At 38.7% G+C, this 16849-nt stretch carries 13 protein-coding genes and 1 pseudogene; all 14 read right to left on the reverse strand.

Annotated elements, in window-relative coordinates:
- Positions 1 to 7: 7 nt before the first annotated feature.
- Entirely contained in the window at positions 8 to 1153 is a 1146-nt protein-coding gene (locus AB5542_RS14375) for an HpcH/HpaI aldolase/citrate lyase family protein (protein ID WP_279037945.1), read from the reverse strand.
- Positions 1154 to 1246: 93 nt separating this feature from the next.
- The gene (locus tag AB5542_RS14380) at positions 1247 to 2149 is read right to left on the reverse strand and encodes a peptidase (protein ID WP_279037943.1); all 903 of its coding nucleotides are present in this window, start codon (positions 2147 to 2149) and stop codon (positions 1247 to 1249) included.
- Positions 2150 to 2208: 59 nt separating this feature from the next.
- Complete coding sequence (gene aepY, locus AB5542_RS14385) at positions 2209 to 3339, reverse strand: phosphonopyruvate decarboxylase (RefSeq protein ID WP_279037940.1); 1131 nt, start codon at positions 3337 to 3339, stop codon at positions 2209 to 2211.
- Positions 3339 to 4310 carry an aldo/keto reductase family protein gene (locus tag AB5542_RS14390; RefSeq protein ID WP_270543802.1) on the reverse strand — a complete coding sequence of 324 codons (972 nt, stop codon included), beginning with the start codon at positions 4308 to 4310 and terminating at the stop codon, positions 3339 to 3341. Before AB5542_RS14390 ends, aepY begins: the two co-directional genes overlap by 1 nt.
- Positions 4311 to 4415: 105 nt before the next feature.
- Positions 4416 to 5951 carry an oligosaccharide flippase family protein gene (locus AB5542_RS14395; protein ID WP_279037937.1) on the reverse strand — a complete coding sequence of 512 codons (1536 nt, stop codon included), beginning with the start codon at positions 5949 to 5951 and terminating at the stop codon, positions 4416 to 4418.
- A gap of 25 nt (positions 5952 to 5976) precedes the next feature.
- Positions 5977 to 7422 carry an O-antigen polysaccharide polymerase Wzy family protein gene (locus tag AB5542_RS14400; RefSeq protein WP_279037934.1) on the reverse strand — a complete coding sequence of 482 codons (1446 nt, stop codon included), beginning with the start codon at positions 7420 to 7422 and terminating at the stop codon, positions 5977 to 5979.
- A 17-nt stretch (positions 7423 to 7439) separates the two neighbouring features.
- The gene (locus tag AB5542_RS14405; protein WP_279037931.1) at positions 7440 to 8444 is read right to left on the reverse strand and encodes a glycosyltransferase family 2 protein; all 1005 of its coding nucleotides are present in this window, start codon (positions 8442 to 8444) and stop codon (positions 7440 to 7442) included.
- 19 nt (positions 8445 to 8463) lie between these two features.
- Positions 8464 to 9879, reverse strand: coding sequence for an MmgE/PrpD family protein (locus tag AB5542_RS14410; RefSeq protein ID WP_270543806.1), 1416 nt, complete (start codon positions 9877 to 9879; stop codon positions 8464 to 8466).
- A gap of 12 nt (positions 9880 to 9891) precedes the next feature.
- Positions 9892 to 11163, reverse strand: coding sequence for an ATP-grasp domain-containing protein (locus AB5542_RS14415; protein WP_279037928.1), 1272 nt, complete (start codon positions 11161 to 11163; stop codon positions 9892 to 9894).
- Between the two features lie 22 nt (positions 11164 to 11185).
- Positions 11186 to 12367: an ATP-grasp domain-containing protein gene (locus AB5542_RS14420; protein WP_279037926.1), complete on the reverse strand. Its 1182-nt coding sequence runs from the start codon at positions 12365 to 12367 to the stop codon at positions 11186 to 11188.
- Positions 12368 to 12390: 23 nt separating this feature from the next.
- The gene (locus AB5542_RS14425) at positions 12391 to 13005 is read right to left on the reverse strand and encodes a sugar transferase (protein ID WP_270543810.1); all 615 of its coding nucleotides are present in this window, start codon (positions 13003 to 13005) and stop codon (positions 12391 to 12393) included.
- A 10-nt stretch (positions 13006 to 13015) separates the two neighbouring features.
- A complete protein-coding gene (locus tag AB5542_RS14430; RefSeq protein ID WP_270543811.1) occupies positions 13016 to 14224 on the reverse strand; it encodes a DegT/DnrJ/EryC1/StrS family aminotransferase in 1209 nt (402 codons plus the stop codon).
- A 29-nt stretch (positions 14225 to 14253) separates the two neighbouring features.
- A complete protein-coding gene (locus AB5542_RS14435) occupies positions 14254 to 16692 on the reverse strand; it encodes a GumC family protein (RefSeq protein WP_279037922.1) in 2439 nt (812 codons plus the stop codon).
- Between the two features lie 30 nt (positions 16693 to 16722).
- Positions 16723 to 16849, reverse strand: a pseudogene (locus tag AB5542_RS14440) (polysaccharide export protein); the annotation flags it as partial.

A 16849-nucleotide genomic window follows, 5' to 3' on the forward strand; every position in this document is an offset into this window, starting at 1 on the left:
TGTCGCATTACTCGTTTACAGCAAACAACTTAACATATGCGCTTTCATTCTCAATAACGCCAAAAGCACGAGCTCTGTTGTAAACCTTCTTCGCCCAATTAGTGTGCGGCTTGATTTCATTCATCTTATTGCCGCCAAAACCCTTTACTACACCACCTCCTGTACCGAGAATTTGACAAGCATCGTCGTACTCTTCTTTCGTTACCGCCATCAGCGCATTAACAAACTTCACATGGGTGGGGTGAATAACAGTACGTCCAACGAATCCATTTGCTTTATCCAAAATGACCTCCCGAAGCAGTCCATCGATTTCATTATTTACGATGGGTAAACGCTTCATCAGATAATCTTCAATGCCATGATGTGGAAGTTCCTCAAACATCAATTCCTTTGGAACACGGAAAAACTCCCAGACCGGACCGGAAATTACATAATCATTGTTACGTCCACAAACATTGATGATATCCGACAAGCATTCACGTACCATCATGATGTCATAAATTGAATAATCAACACCACGACGCACACCAAAAACGGAACTAAAGTCCGTTCCCCCAACACGAACCTGCAACACCAAGTCTCGGTACTTGTCTAAAATCTTTTTAATGCCTATCAACTCAGTCATACGGGTTTCTTTGTAGGCAACCTCAGCATCCTCAATAATCGGCAAGCCATAAAGGATCTCATCAAAACGGTCATTCAGATCTTGCAGATATACATAGTATTCGTAACCATTCTCTGCGGTAAATTTCGGGAAATTAATACCACACAATGACTTAACCTCCTGTTTCGTCAGCTTTTCCCCAAACGCTTTGAATTGAGCGAGGTTACGAATACGGACAAAAATCAACGGGACCTTATCGACATCCAGCGTTCCATTTTCCACAGCTTCTGTTACCGTTGCCAACAAATAATGAACATTCTTCATAGCTTCCGGAACTTTTTCTTCCGGGCAAGCATCCTCGAAACATAGAACTATGGTTGTCAAGCCAGGTATCGAGTTATTTAATATTTTTGGAGTAAAATCTTTAAAACCAGGCATATACATAGTTGCACCAAGACAATACTGAAGCAACTCTCGGTCAGTATATTTATTAAAAGGCTCAGGTTCCACGACAAACTTGAAACCCGGATTATACCTATGATGTCTCATGATTATTTTTTTCCTTTACTATCTATCAGAATAATGTTTTGACATTGATTCCGGACAATGTATGCAGACTTTTCAATCTATCAGAACTCAATCTTAAAGCAGACTACCTCTCGGAGACCAAACTGCTTCCGGATAATACTCATCAATCATGCGCTTCACTAGACTACACTGTTTTGCACGCTTACGCGCATCATCCTCGGTACTGTTCCAACTATGAGTCGCAGCCACGGAACCTCCGGTCTTAAGGTAAATCGGTGCGGCAATACGGATCATTTCCGGCACTTCGTAATGACGGATAAAACCACCTGTAGACTTCGGATTTTCAGTATGAATGTCGATTGGGCAGTCCACCGTCTGGCGCATAGCAGCCAACATTTGGAGTTGGATGTCGCGAACAGGATTTATAGAGTCTGCGCCGATACTCTCCAACAGTTTTGCGGAACAGGGATTTCCGTGTCCCGTATGGGCAGATACCTTAAAGTGACAGTCTGCGGGAATCTCTCCCACTTTGCGCATTTCGTTCAATACCCACAAGCATCCTTCATCATAAACCAAGAAACCACGGCATCCTAGACGGGCTGCGCGTTTCACTTCCTCTATGGCACGGACAATCTGCTCCTGACCACGCAGACGATACCCCATACGCACACCTTCCTCCGTATGCACCGATGCTGATGTATCCGTGGTTGCCCGAGGACCGATGGCAAGAATCAGATCGGTCTGCCATTTGTGAGCAAGCTCCACCATCTTACAGATTTCCTCATCAGTTAAACGCATAATACCCTGTGTCTGTGTTACACGGTGCAGATACAGACCGTACCCATCCATAGCCTCCAGAAGAGCCTGCATTACCTTCGGGCCTTGAATCCCGGGGACTTCAAAGCGGTATTGTCCGCCATCAACGAACCGTTTTTCAGAAGTCGGTAAATCATACGCATCTCCCCCAGGAAGCCCGATTAACTTCAAAAATTCTCTTGTTTTTTCCATACTGTTCATAATCACATTTCTTTCTCCCGATTAGAACGGGACTTTATTTTATTTCTCACTGTAATTCTTTATTTACTCAGAGCATCTATCAGATCATCAATCACTTCTCGGTGGTCAAATACAATCGGAGGCAATTTCCTACTCAACCCCTTATGAATTCGACAGTCTATGAAAGATGCTTTACCACAATCACGTAAAACAGCCAAAGCCTCCACCAATTCCACTTCCGTTGTTACAGAATGTCCGACTGTTGCATAACCACACGCTTCCGCTATTTTTGTAAAGTCAACCTTATGACCGGCAGATGGTTGTCCTCCCACAGATTCATGCGCTCCATTATTCAATACAATATGCATAAAGTTTGGAACATCAAGTTTGCAGACCATTGTCATCGCACCCATATGCATCATGCAGGCGCTATCACCATCCAAAGCAACAACTTTCCGTCCGGGTTTCTCCAATGCAATCCCAAGCGCAACAGAACTCACGTGCCCCATAGAACCGACATTCAGAAAATCATGCTCTTTTGTTTCGCATCTCTTTTCTCGCAAGAAAAACAGTTCTCTGGTTGCTCTTCCTGTCGTTGCAGAATAGATGGCATCTCCCGGCATGTTGTTCAAAATAATTTCCATTGCCTCTTCCCTGCTCATCGGATAAGTATTGTCCACGTTATTCGGCTTATCGCTCGCCGCCATGACACCCTTCGGTGCAATCAAACCGTAAGGCTGTCGAGTTTCCTTACAATATTTGACCGCTTTCTCCACAGCCTTAGCAAACTTATCATCATCATCCTCAAGGATGGTGTAAGGGATATGCATGATTTCCAGCAGTTCAGGCGTAATCTCCCCCTGTAATTTATGCTGCGGATGATTCGGCTCAGTGTTTCCCTGCCCACGCCAGCCGACGAGCAAAAGCATGGGAACAGCATACACATCCTTATCCACAAGACTTGCCAGAGGATTCACCGTATTCCCCAGTCCACTGTTCTGCATATAGACAAGCGAAATCTCTTTACTTGCGAAATAATGCCCGGAGGCAATACCAACCGCATTCCCTTCATTGGCAGCAATAATATTCCTGCTTCCACAATTATTTAGGGCATAGTTGCAAAAACCGTTCAAATAAGAATCCGGCACACCCGTGAAGAAAGTAACACCATGCTTTGCTAATTCTTCAAACACTCTTTCTTGATTCAACATTATTTTTTCTCTCCTCCTACAGAGCCTTTACCTTTATACAAAGTGAAGTATTCGGGACTGTCCGCCTTACTGGTCTGCCACGCTTTTTCAAAGGCATCTACAATAGAATCCGGCAAGGAACCCGCTTTCACCGTTTCCATATTCTGTTTCAAATGATTCAACTTGGATGCACCAATAATAATCGCATCTCCGCGTTCTGCACTCAACATAGAATGATAAGCAAGCCAGCGATAAGTTGCTTCAATAATAGTAATACCCTCTTTCTCACAGGATGATTTGATAATTTCTACAGCGTCAAAATAGTTCTTTTTCCAGTAACGCTTCTGATAATTAGGACGATGAGTGAAGCGCCCATCTGTCGGAGTGTCTTCATATCTTCCATAACGTCCCGTGAGCAATCCACCCGCCATCGGATTATAGGCATAGAAACGTATTCCAAAATGATGCAGGCATGCGTTCAACTCAGTTTCCGCTTTTCTGGTCAAAGGGTTGTAAATGCCCTCGAACACGGTCGGCAATACCCAGCCGTTTTTATCGCATATCCGCCATACATCTGCAACCATCCATGCGGGAAAATTGGAAAGCCCCAACTCTCTGAATTTTCCTCCTCGATAGAGATTATTACAGGCCTCCAAAACGTTTGCCACCGGTGTTGCAGGATCGGGAAAATGAAGATAGAAAGTATCTACTGCAGGAACCCCTAATCTTTTCAACGACTCGTTCAATTGAATATAGGCAGCTTCTCCGTCCAACTTACCGGTAATCCGAGGATTCACTTTTGTTGAAATTTTATACGAGCTGCGGAGTTTAGGCAAAACCTCTCCCAACAGCTTTTCACAGCTCCCCTCGTTGTAGACGTATGCCGTATCAAGCTCCTCATATCCCGCATCCAGAAACATCTCTACAAACTCACCCACATTCGGAGCAAATACGGACTCTCCGAATGTCATTGTTCCAAGTACTAACTTCATTTTATATTTTCTTTTATGATTTTCATAACCTTCCGAACTTTCGTTCCATCAGTATTAACCAACTGATACACTTCGTCACCAGAAAGTCACTTTCCTTATAAATATCTATACTAATTTTTTAATATAATTAAACGCCCAAATCCGCTCCGTCCGTTTCATTCCAAAAATCAATATGCACATCAACGCATAAAAAAAAGACGCAGCCATATAAAGCACAACTTTAGAAAATTCCTCGTTTTCTGTCATACGAATCAAAAAGAGTGGAATAAAAGCAAACAAAGAAGATATACCAATCGGATATAAGACTTCTCTAAAATAACAACGATAGGAAATAGATATCTTACTCAAGACAATCCAAATTCGTATGCCCTGCGTTAAAAGTTCAACAAAAAGGTAGATACACATGACCATTTCTGGAGAAATATGATAAAATTTCAATGCCAGATAAGCAATAGGAACAGTCAATAAAAGAAAAGTCCCTTCATATATTTGAAACCTCTTTATATCTCCCGTCGCATGAATTGCATCAATCATTGCACCGCGTAAAGGCCATAACAGTGCAACAGCAAACATTATACGTACAAAACCGGCAGTATATTCAGGCACATCTTCTAACCATATCTTTAATATTGGATTTATGCACAATGTAAGTGGCAAAACGATTAATAGCATCAAAAAAAAACCATACTTTGAAGACATCATAATCAATTTATGCATATACAACATATCAGATACGGCATATGATTTTACAATCTGAGGTCTTACCGCTGTTTGAAAATTCTGCACAAAAGTAACAACAGCAGCTTCTACTTGAATAGCAATAGCTCGTGCAGCATTGACTACAGGGCCAAAAAAAAGATTTAAGAGTATATTAATACCCTGCGTATATCCCACAATCGCAAAACTCCCATTTAATGTCCATCCCACGTAAGCAAAGATCTTTTTTACCCATTGTACATTCCAAACCAACTTAATCTTGCACTCCGGGAAATGAGTAGAACAATAATAGCCATATACTATCCGTATTAAAAGTTGAACGACAAAGAGAAGTACGGCATATGCGATTAATTTATCCTGAGCCGTATAAATCAAAGCCCATACTACTAACAACTTCAAAAACACCTCTATTATAGAAATATAAGCAAAAGCACCCATCCGCTCATGCGCAATTATCAAAGCATTATACGGTATATTTACAAAAGTGATAACTGCAATTAAAATAGAACTATGATACACCCATAAAGCAGCGGTCATTCTTTCTGCCGGTATAACCAATTTATTACATACAAACCACAAACCAACAGTTTCCCCTACAAGAACAAGAAGTCCGGCCAAAAGAAGATGAACACAAATCACGGTTGAAAAGACTTGTTTCAATTCTTCCTCATCGCCTTTTCCCAAAGCAAAGGTAATAAAACGAGTACTAGCTCTGGATAAAGTATTTACAATAATATTTAACATCGCTACTATACCTCCAACCACGTTATATATTCCAAAATCCTCAACACCCAGCACCCTCAACACCACACGTGAGGTGTAAAGGGACACTAACATTATCAGAAACGTCCGGATATATAAGAAAAATGTATTTTTAGCGATACGTTTATTATTTTGGGAAATACTATTAGAACCTACTACCATTACACTAAATAAAGTTTATAACAAGCTATCTCACATATCTATTATTCTTTGTCATGTAAACATTAACAAAAATAAAGATCAGCAAAAATGGCCCCCACGAATTAAAATACAAAAACTGTCCCCAAAAAGCATCGAATGTAGCTCTTGGAGCTTTAAATATTGCGTCTATCATAAACAATCCAATCGCAATCCTCCATATATTTCCTCTATTTATCGCATTCTTTAATAACACACACAACAGAATACCATATATAACATTGCCTAAGAATACTCCGATATAACCAAAATCAACATATAATTCCTCTATATAACAGGAACCATATCCCATGCCCGTCAAATAGATAGTCGGATTAGCATTATACGACACGAAATCAGCAAGATACGTTCCAGACATTGCAGTTTCCAAGGATTGCCGTCCAAATTCAAAGTTCAAATTTAAATTCAATAGATGATCAATCCAACTATCTTGTAACCACTTTAAAGTATTATATAATGAATAATAAGCATCAGGATCTAGCCTTGCCTCAAATAATTCTGTATATTTAATAACATTTATAGAGGTTCCTTGGCGAACAAAAAAACCTAGTAAAGGGGAATATGCAGAAGCTGTACCCACCACATGTTCTGATCTAATATATTCAAATAAATACATAGACATTAACAATATTGGAATTGATGCACCTATATAAATTAACTGTTTTTTACTAATCCAAGGTTTTCTTTCAGGATTAACAACATTTCGTAGCATCATATAAGCAAATATGATCAAGATTCCTGTCATGAAATAAATTCGTCTCCCTGTTCCTAGCGACAATAAGAGGTAAAAAGAATACATAATAATAACTATTTTAGCTTCTCTTTTGGCAGGCATTGTTGCAAGATACAAAAAGAATGCTGATGGAGCCATATAACCAAACACTCTTATAAGAGCAGGTATTCTACTCGAATATGATAAATAGTAACTAATATATCCATATTGAACAACATAGAGAATATTATCTAACAAGATAAGTATCCATAATGCATATGACACAAAAAATAAATATTTACTAACAGTTCTTACGTTCATGTAATAAGTGCTATTATAATCCACAGCACTAAAAACATGCCTATTTTCTTTTGTTTTATCTGCCAAGAAATATCCAAACATCAACCCTGTCAGCCCAATCAATAAAACTAAATCAGTATGTAATTCTATATCTTCTGAAAAATCGTAACCATACACATTAATGAATTTATCGAGCAACTGTCCACCTAATAAGAAAGTGAAGAAACAAATTAAAAATGAAAATAAAAAAATATTATTATAAATATTTTTAATAGAAAAATACATACCTAATAGAAACACCATGCAAGGAAGAATTATTACTACTGAATAATCTTTTACGGCAAGAATATATATCGAAATTAAAGAGAATGCTAAGCTAAATCGAAATATAGTATTAAATCTTAATTTGTCTATTTTTATCATTTCCACTTAATTCAAGATTATGAAAATATTTTATTCCTATAAAACTTCAACAAATACCTCCAATATATAATTAAATACGCATGATTACTCATTAACCAAACATAAGATTTCAAATACGAGGTATCATTCATCTTAGAAATAACAAAATTCAAATCTTCATCCAAAACTATCTCATACAACTCTTTTCTTAACATATCCTTACTTTTCTTTTTGGATACATTATTTAAAGCAACCAAAGAACGCTGCATAAGCATCACTCCTAATCGTTTTTTAATTTCCTCTTCCTCAGGAAGTTTTTCTAACAACCCACAATATATCTCTTTCACTGAAGTCCAATAGTTTGGAACATATCTATGAGTTACAGAATTGTCTATTTCCATATAATGATAAAGAGGTTTATCTGCCAATAAATACAATCTCTTTACACGGAAATGAAGCTGTACAAACAAATAGTAATCTTCACTCCGTATCATCCCTTCTGTATATCGAATTTTAGGATTCTCCAAAGAATCTTTTAATATCATTCTTACCCATGAATAAGGAGGTATTCTTTTAGCAGATACATCACTGATCAAATCTATTGCTATTTTCTTTGCTTCTTCCCCTACATATAATCCAGAATCATATTTATATTCATGTTTTACAATAATGCCTGAATGCTCTTGATTATACCCACAGATAACCATTTCCGCATGACTAGTTTCCGCAGCACGAACCATTTCTTCAATCATATTACATTCAACATAATCATCCGCATCCACGAAAGAAATGTATTTACCACTTGCACAATCTATTCCAACATTACGAGCTGTAGCAGGTCCAGCATTTTTCTGATTAATTAATGAAATCTGAGAGAATTTATCTTTATATGTTTCACAAATATTCCGGCTACTATCAACAGAGCCATCATTTACTAAAATTATCTCTATATCTTCATAAGTCTGTGCAACTAAACTATCAAGACACCTACAAAGTGTTTTTTCCGCATTATATACAGGGATAATAATCGAGACTTTAGACATATCTACTTCCTTTTACACGTTAACAATCATGTTGATCTTTATAACCCAACAATCGTAAATCCTTATCGAAAAATGACATAACCGATCCGAAAGTTTCATTAGCATCAATGTTCATACATCTATTTATCACCCACTTAGATATCTCTTCCGAGACAATTCCATATGAACATGCGTGCATTTTAATTTGTAGATCATTCCAATCAAGCGCTCCTATTCCTTCCCCTTTCGGTATTAATATCGTTTCCTCTAAAATTTCTCCATCACCCAATACAACTTTTATTCGAGCTCCCCTGATCCCACACGCTCTATCTTCCATCAAAGGATCTGGTACTAATTCTATTTTCGCTAACAAATTATTTATTACAGGATCCGCTTTTTCAACCTGAAGATCCTCTATGGAGAAATCTCCATTGTTGAATGCTACAGCTATCGCATAATAAATTGAGAATTTCGCCTCTTCCTGTGAACGTGGATTCCTTATTATTCCCGCTGACTTAATCGCACTTGGATAAATATACACTTCAATTTTCTCTATAATATTAGGCAAAAAAGTATTCTTATCATTCATCCGTTCCCGAATTTTCAGAACACCGTCAATGCAACAATGTGTGTGACGGCATGTTGGATATAACTTCAAATAACTTTCACCAATGGTAAAATCAACACCAAGACCTCTCAAAAGGATCGTTTCATCAACATGATCTGTAAAAGCATGAAACCACCCCTTTTTACTCTCCAATGGATTTCGAGAACTCAATAATCCCTTTTCTGCCATTAAAGCAGAAAGGATACCTATCCTTGCCGCATTTGCAGGATTAATCGGCTTACAACTTTGTCCACTTTCATCTATAATAATCAAACCACTAGACTGAATCGCTGATAAAGACACACTATTATAGACCCCGCATCTATCTAACCTCATTAGTTTAGCACAAGCAGCTCCACAAGCCATCGCACCAGCAATCCCTGTAGAATGAAAACCCTTGTTATAAAGTCCTGGCTGGGCAGCACCCGCTATTCTATTAAAAAATTCATATCCTACATTTATGGCAACAATAATATCCTTCCATGTTACACCTAGCTTCTCACCCAACGCAAAAACGGAAGATATTACATGAGTCCCTATATGACCCGCTGATTTTCGATTGCCATCATCCATATCTGCGCCATGTGCATAAGCCGCATTCATAAAAGCGGCATTACCCACTGGATATTTTTTCTTCTCAAATAATATTGACGCTTGTTCTGCTCCTCCCTCTTCTTTTATAATAGACATTGCCACCCTATTAAACTGCTTATTAACCCTATATCCTGCTATACTTGCTGCATAATAATCAGCTACAAACAATTTAGTCTGTTCAATGACACCGTGCGGTAAATCCTCATATTTAAGCGCAACAACAAAATCAACTAAGACATCAGTATATCCCTCCATATCTAAACCTACTTATAAGATACTGATTTTTTGACAGAGTTTCATATTTTCTCCATCTATGCCTTTCAGTTGAATTGTATTATATACTTCATTCATCACCCTATTCAACTCTTCTCTACTCTTAGTTTCTATATGAAATCTTGCAAAAACCTGTTGCAAAGTACCTATCATTTTAACCTCATCTCCTACATGAAGTAACTGTAGCATCCTAAACACCTCTGGCATTTTTGCAACACGGTCCAGACCTTCAATTTCAGCAATAGTTCCTCTCTTTGCTAAAATCGAATAATTGGCTAAGAAACGGCCATTCATATCTACACTTATTCGTTCAATAAGATTTTCATCTCCTAAACACATTCGTCCAACAAGTGACGTATTTATCATCAACTCCAATGGATTCACATCAAAAACATGCTTTGTGATAAAATAGGATAATCCTCCTGAAAACCTAATCCCGGGATCATAAGGCCGAATAACTTCTCCATCAACAAATGCTTGTATAAACATCGTTCCATTATAAAAATTAAAATCTTTAAGCATTTTGATCATCTTCGGATGCATCGTTTCAAAATATAATTTCACGTGTTTTGATGGATATATCGTACAATCAGCTATGGCACCTACATTCTTTTGTTCTCTATTAACAAATCGATCATTTATTTCCCACACATATATATTTCCACGATCAAATAAATATTTAATGGTAATCTCTGGACAATCCATATATTTTTCACATAAGAATCGATTTGTTCTTGAATACAATTTTGCCTTTTGAATTGCTTGTTTCAATTCATCTCCAGAATTACATATCGAGATTCCTTTTGACCCACAACTATCAGCCGGCTTCAAAATAACCGGATAAACACTCTGAGGTATTTGATCTGAATCAAAATCACTTGTCAGTTCGTACGTCTCCACAATAGGAATACCATACTTTATACAATTCTTTTTGAAATTCTTTTTATCCTGCAATTCATTCCATTGATCACGTTTCACATAGAAATCAAGCCCTATGCTCTCAGCCACATCAATCACACTAGTTATAATATCCTCATTTCCAATAACCAATATACCATCAACAGCCCGCTCTACCAGTAGTTTCCTCAAACATTCTCTATCACAAACATCAATAATATATTGTTCATCTGTTAAAGAACGTATATCTTGTGATATAAATTTCCCTGCTACAAGTAACTTTATGCCATGACTCTTAGTATAGTATGCAATATCATTTATTGAAGCACTTCCACCTATATATAAAAGACGTTTCCCTTTCAATTCCATAACAATATTCAAGTTTTTATTATTACTCTGTAGTAATACAAATCTGTTTCATGGCATTTTCACAGAGGTCGATAGCAGCTTGAACTGTATTCGCTTGAGCAATTACATACCCTACACGATCTACACTACTACTAATTTGACCAACAATATCACCTATTGTTTTAGTCAACACGACTTGCTTAATACCATCTATTTTATTTACTATATCAACACCCGAAATATTTTTAATAATACCTTTAGTCTCTTTTAGATAACGTATCGCTGCCCCTTTATCAAATTTTGGAGCAATAGAAGATTTCTCTCCCAATGCTATTTGTATCGTAGCCTTCACCATATCAATACCCGTAGACAATGGCACTAAATGTGTTGTAATACAATCTCCTCCCATCCTGGCTCCAAGTTCAATCATTTTCGGCCCTCGATCTGTTAGCATTATTTCCACATGAGCCGGTCCATTATTAATACCTATAGATCTCACAGCTCTCTTTACCAAGTTTTTAATCGCCAAAATATCCTTATTACCCAATAAACTAGGCTGACTGTGTCCCATCTCGACAAAATAAGGCCCCCCTGTTGTCAGTTTATCAGTAACTTGTAAAATATGGACATCACAATTAATAACCATAACCTCAACACTGACCTCACGACCTTTTAAGTACTCCTCTACAATCACTCCTCCATTTCGTCCATTTAGAGAACTATATTGAATCGCATTCTCCAAATCCTTAGAACTTTCAATTAAAATAACGCCTCTACTACCCGCATTATCTACAGGCTTGCTGATACAGGGATACGTAATTTCCTGAACAACCTTACTCAATTCCTCTGGTGTACGGAGTATATAATACCATGGATGTTCCACCCCTGCAAGTTCAAAAGCTTTTATCATTTCTCCTTTGTCAGTTGCCTTAATCGCCGTATCGTATGATATTCCAACAAGACCTAGTTTATGTGTGGCATAAGCAACAGCCCGCATTGGCATATCTGTGGCTAGAGTGACAATACCATCCGCTTTAAATTCTTTTGCTGCTAGATACACACCTTCTTCATCAATTGTACTTACATTAAAGTATTCATCGGCATAAGATATACCAATCGCTTGTGGATTAAAATCAGCAACCCCAACATACAAACCCATTTCTTTAGCTTTCAGTATTGCAGGTAATTGCAAAATAGAAGCTCCTATAATTAACAATCGTTTCACTTATAAATAGCTCTTGTTTAATTTTATCGATTATCGTTATTTTTTTCTCTTGAAACATAAATATTTTCCCGTCTTATCACAGAAAACACAGTCTGTAACATAATCTTCAAGTCTAACTTAAAAGAAACATGATCTACGTAGTATAAATCATATCTAAATTTATCTTCTTGAGAAATAGAATTTCTAAAATAAGCCTGAGCATATCCCGTAATACCCGGTTTCACATCATATCGTTTTCTTCTTTCGACTTCAACCTCATCAAATGATTTCGTCGCTAAAGTAGGCCTCGGTCCGACAAAACTCATATCCCCAATTAAAACATTCAACAATTGTGGTATTTCGTCAATAGAAGTCTTCCGCATAAACCGACCTATAGCCGTCACTCTAGGATCATTATATCCATTAAATGTAGAGCCATCAGGATTCCTTACATCTGGAGAATTAACATACATTGAACGAAACTTAAACATCTTGAAAGGTGTACCATACCGTCCTCTTCTTGATCCATTGTAGAATATCGGACCCGGATCTGAAATAAAAATGACAGGAGCCAATATAATTATTATAAATAATACAAATGGCAAAACTATCAACGCAAGAATAAAATCTATTCCTCGTTTTATATATCGTTCATACATACAAAAAAAATTAACTCAACTGTAATAAACACTCCCTCACACACCCAACAACATAATCCACATCTTCATCAGATAAACAAGTATGAAGCGGCAACGTCACTACATTTTTAAATTGCTCATAAGCATTCGGATAGTCCTCTATCTTGAATCCTAGTTTCTGATATCCGGTGTGCATAGGTAACGGCTTATAGTGCACATTGGTAGCAACTCCTAATTCTGCCATTCTCTCTATAAATTTGTTCCGTTGTTCAGTATCTTTACCATTCAGATTTATAACGTATAAATGCCCGGAAGACATCCTATCCGGCGTATAATGTGTCAGCATTGTAACTGGTAAACCTGCCAGCCCTTTATTATAACGGTCTATAATTTCTCTTCGACGGGACAAAATCCCATCATATCTTCTTATTTGCCCTAAACCTATGCCGGCACAAACATCAGTCATATTACATTTATACCATGGCCCAATGATATCATATTCCCACGCACCTAACTTCGTTTTTGCAAATGCGTCTTTACTCTGACCGTGAAGGCTCAATAACATGTATTGGTGATATAACTCATTATTATCTATCCCTTCAATATCTCTCCAGGTAACCGCACCACCTTCCGCTGTTGTCAAGTTTTTCACAGCATGAAACGAGAAATTCGTAAAATCCGCAACAGAACCTATTGGGAGTTTTTTATATGAAGCTCCGAAAGAATGAGCCCCATCAGCCATAACGATAACTCGACTCAATGTTTTTTGAATCAAGTTATCACTTGGCTGGAATAAATTCTTTTTCCGTTCTACTATATCAAAAATTGTATCATAGTCACAGGGGATGCCGAACAAATCCACTGGAATTATAGCTTTTGTTCTCTCGGTTATAGCAGCTTCTAATCTCTCATAATCCATCGTGAACTTCTCGGGCTCACAATCTATCATGACCAATCTTGCCCCCACATGCTCTACCACACTTGCCGTAGCTGTATAAGTGTAAGCAGGAACTATTACCTCATCACCAGCTCCTATACCTAATATGCGTAAAGTCATCTCTGCACATGCCGTATTTGAGTTCAAACAAACGGCTTTTTGGGTGTGACAACGTTCCGCAACAAGTTGTTCTAATTTTTTTGTTTTAGACCCGGTAGTAATCCAACCGGACTTCAAGGCCTCAACGACCTCATTGATCTCTATCTCTGTTATATCAGGAGGACTAAACAGTATATTTCTCATGACTCTTTGTAATTTCTAACATTTTCTTATTACTTCTTTTGGGACTCATAACCATACCCGTAGCCATAACCATAGCCATAATGCTTACCATAGCCATAACCGTATTTCTTACCATAACCATAGCCATAGGTGTTCTTGCGCTTGCTTAAGTCGATTCCGTTGATCACAACTGCCAACTTATCGAATTTATGATCGTCCTTAAGAACATTGATGTAGCAAAAAGCGGCTTTCGGGGTCACGTCCGCACGGCAAACATAAACGCACATATCGGCTACACGGCTTATTATAGCCGTATCCGTTACCATTCCAATCGGAGCCGTATCCAATAACACGTAATCATAACGGGCTTTCAATTGTTCTATCGCCTTCTCTAAAGCATCACGGGCTACCAACTCCGTCGGGTTCGGGGGAATTGTTCCACCTAAAAGAATATCCACGTTCGGGCTGATACCGGAAGGCTGCACAAGCTCAAAAAGATCGTTGTCTTCCGGATTCATTAAATAATTAGAAATTCCCTCTTTCTTTTTTGATAAGCCGAATATCCTATTCAAGCCGGGCTTGCGGATGTCCATACCAACCACTATCACTTTCTTACCCAGAAAAGCCAAGCTGACAGCGAGATTTCCGGTCACAAAAGATTTTCCCTCGCCGGGCTGCGTGGAGGAGAAAAGTATGACCTTCTGGTCTTTCTGTAGCATAAAGAGCAAATTGGTTCGCAATCCCCGGAAGGTCTCCTCCATCACATCGTTCTTATTCTCGCGTACCACGATAGCACCTTTATCTGATGACTTACGAATGCTCAACGGTAATTCGCCCAGAATGGGCACATTCGTCAATTGCTCTACATCAGCCCGGTTCTCAATCTTATATTTCAATAATTCCACGATAAAGATGATTCCCACCGGAACAACCATGCCGACCACCAAAGCTGCCAATAAAAAGACGAGTTTCCTCGGGGCTACCGGCTCCTTACCGGGTAAGGGCTCCTCTACAATACGACCATTATTAGCCGTGGATGCCAACGTAATCGCGTTCTCTTCCCGCTTCTGCAATAGCATGATATATAGAGTTGCCTTGATTTCCTGTTGGCGGGAAATCGTCATAAACTCTTTCTCCTGCTTGGGCGTGTCGCTGATCCGGCTCTCGAATTTGCTAGCCTGACGCTCTATATCTTTTTGGGCAATTTGCAATCCTTCCAATACGCTATTCACCGTTGTTTCCACGCTACGCCTCATCGCCTCGATTCCCGTATTCATGTTTATCACCGCCGGGTTAGTTTCCGAAGAGGTACGTAACAAACGTTTACGCTCGACGATCATCGTGTTGTATTGCTCAATCACCCTGGTCAGGTTTTGATCTTGCAATCCCACGTTTGCAGGAATTATCTCTTCCCGGTTGACCGGGTCGTTGATATAGGTATATAAATATTGAACCAAACGGATTTGCGTGGCGTTCTCCACTCGTTGTTGCTCATACTTGGAACTCTCTTGCAAAGCCAAACGGGCATCATTTGTCAAATCCGTCAGACCGGATCGTTGCTTGAAATCCGCAAGCTCGCTCTCCGCCGCACCCAACTCATGGTTAATGATACCGATGCGTTCCTCGATAAACTCGGCGGTTTTCTGGGCTACCTCATTTTTCTCGTCGTTCGCATCTTGATTATAGAACGCCACCAAACGGTTAACAAAATCCACACCCCGTTCCTTTACCGTATTCTTCACGCTGATCTTTGCAATAGTCGTGGTCTGGGAAGAGGCGCTCACACTCAAATCTTTCATATACTCCTCAGCGGTCTCTATCGGCGTGTTTATAGTAGCACGTAAAGCGATTTCCTCTTCTTCCATACACGAGGTATCACCTCGCGTAAAGCTTAAAACGCCCACGGGTGTCGGCAACACCGCCGGCAATTGGTCAAATGCCTGCACCATCTCTTGATCTTCCCCGTCTTGCACATATTCAGCCTTAACAGACAATTTCCCTGCTTTCGTAAAGGCAAGTTCCAACTTTATTGGTTCCTCCAGCTTAGAAGCTTCTTCCGGTGTCATATAAATCCGCACCGGACTGTTCTTATAAAGAGGAATCGCATAACCGAACGCTCGCTTTTTCACTACACGAACATTTAAATTCAGATCATTCACGACTTTTTTTATCAAAGTACGGGATTTCAAGATCTCCACCTCGTTATCAAAATTATTTGTCATGGAAAACATGCCCAAATCTTGAATAGCCGCTAACGGATTGTTCCCCGAACCACTTCGTTTATCCTGCTCCTTTATCAACACGGAACTGGAAATATTATACACAGGCGTTTGATAACGCAGAAACAGGTAAGTAGCGATACAACATATCAATATACTAACAACAAACCAACGCCAATAAAAAAGGTATTTGAATAAAAGAGCGAGAATATCAATCTCTTGTTCCTCATTCTCCAAGCTCCTATTACTATTTATCTGTTCGTCTACCATCTCTCCTAATTTTCAATTCTCAATTTTCAATTATTTAAGTATGTTCACTAATAAACCGGCGATAGATACCAGAATCGATATCGAACTCACCCAAAGGGTCGTGCTGTTACCGATATCGGAGTTTTTTGCTTTTGTTTTGTTCGGGGTCACGTAAATA

The sequence above is a fragment of the Butyricimonas sp. RTP31003st1_G1_RTP31003_210430 genome (assembly GCF_040920905.1).
Classification (GTDB): Bacteria; Bacteroidota; Bacteroidia; order Bacteroidales; family Marinifilaceae; genus Butyricimonas; species Butyricimonas paravirosa.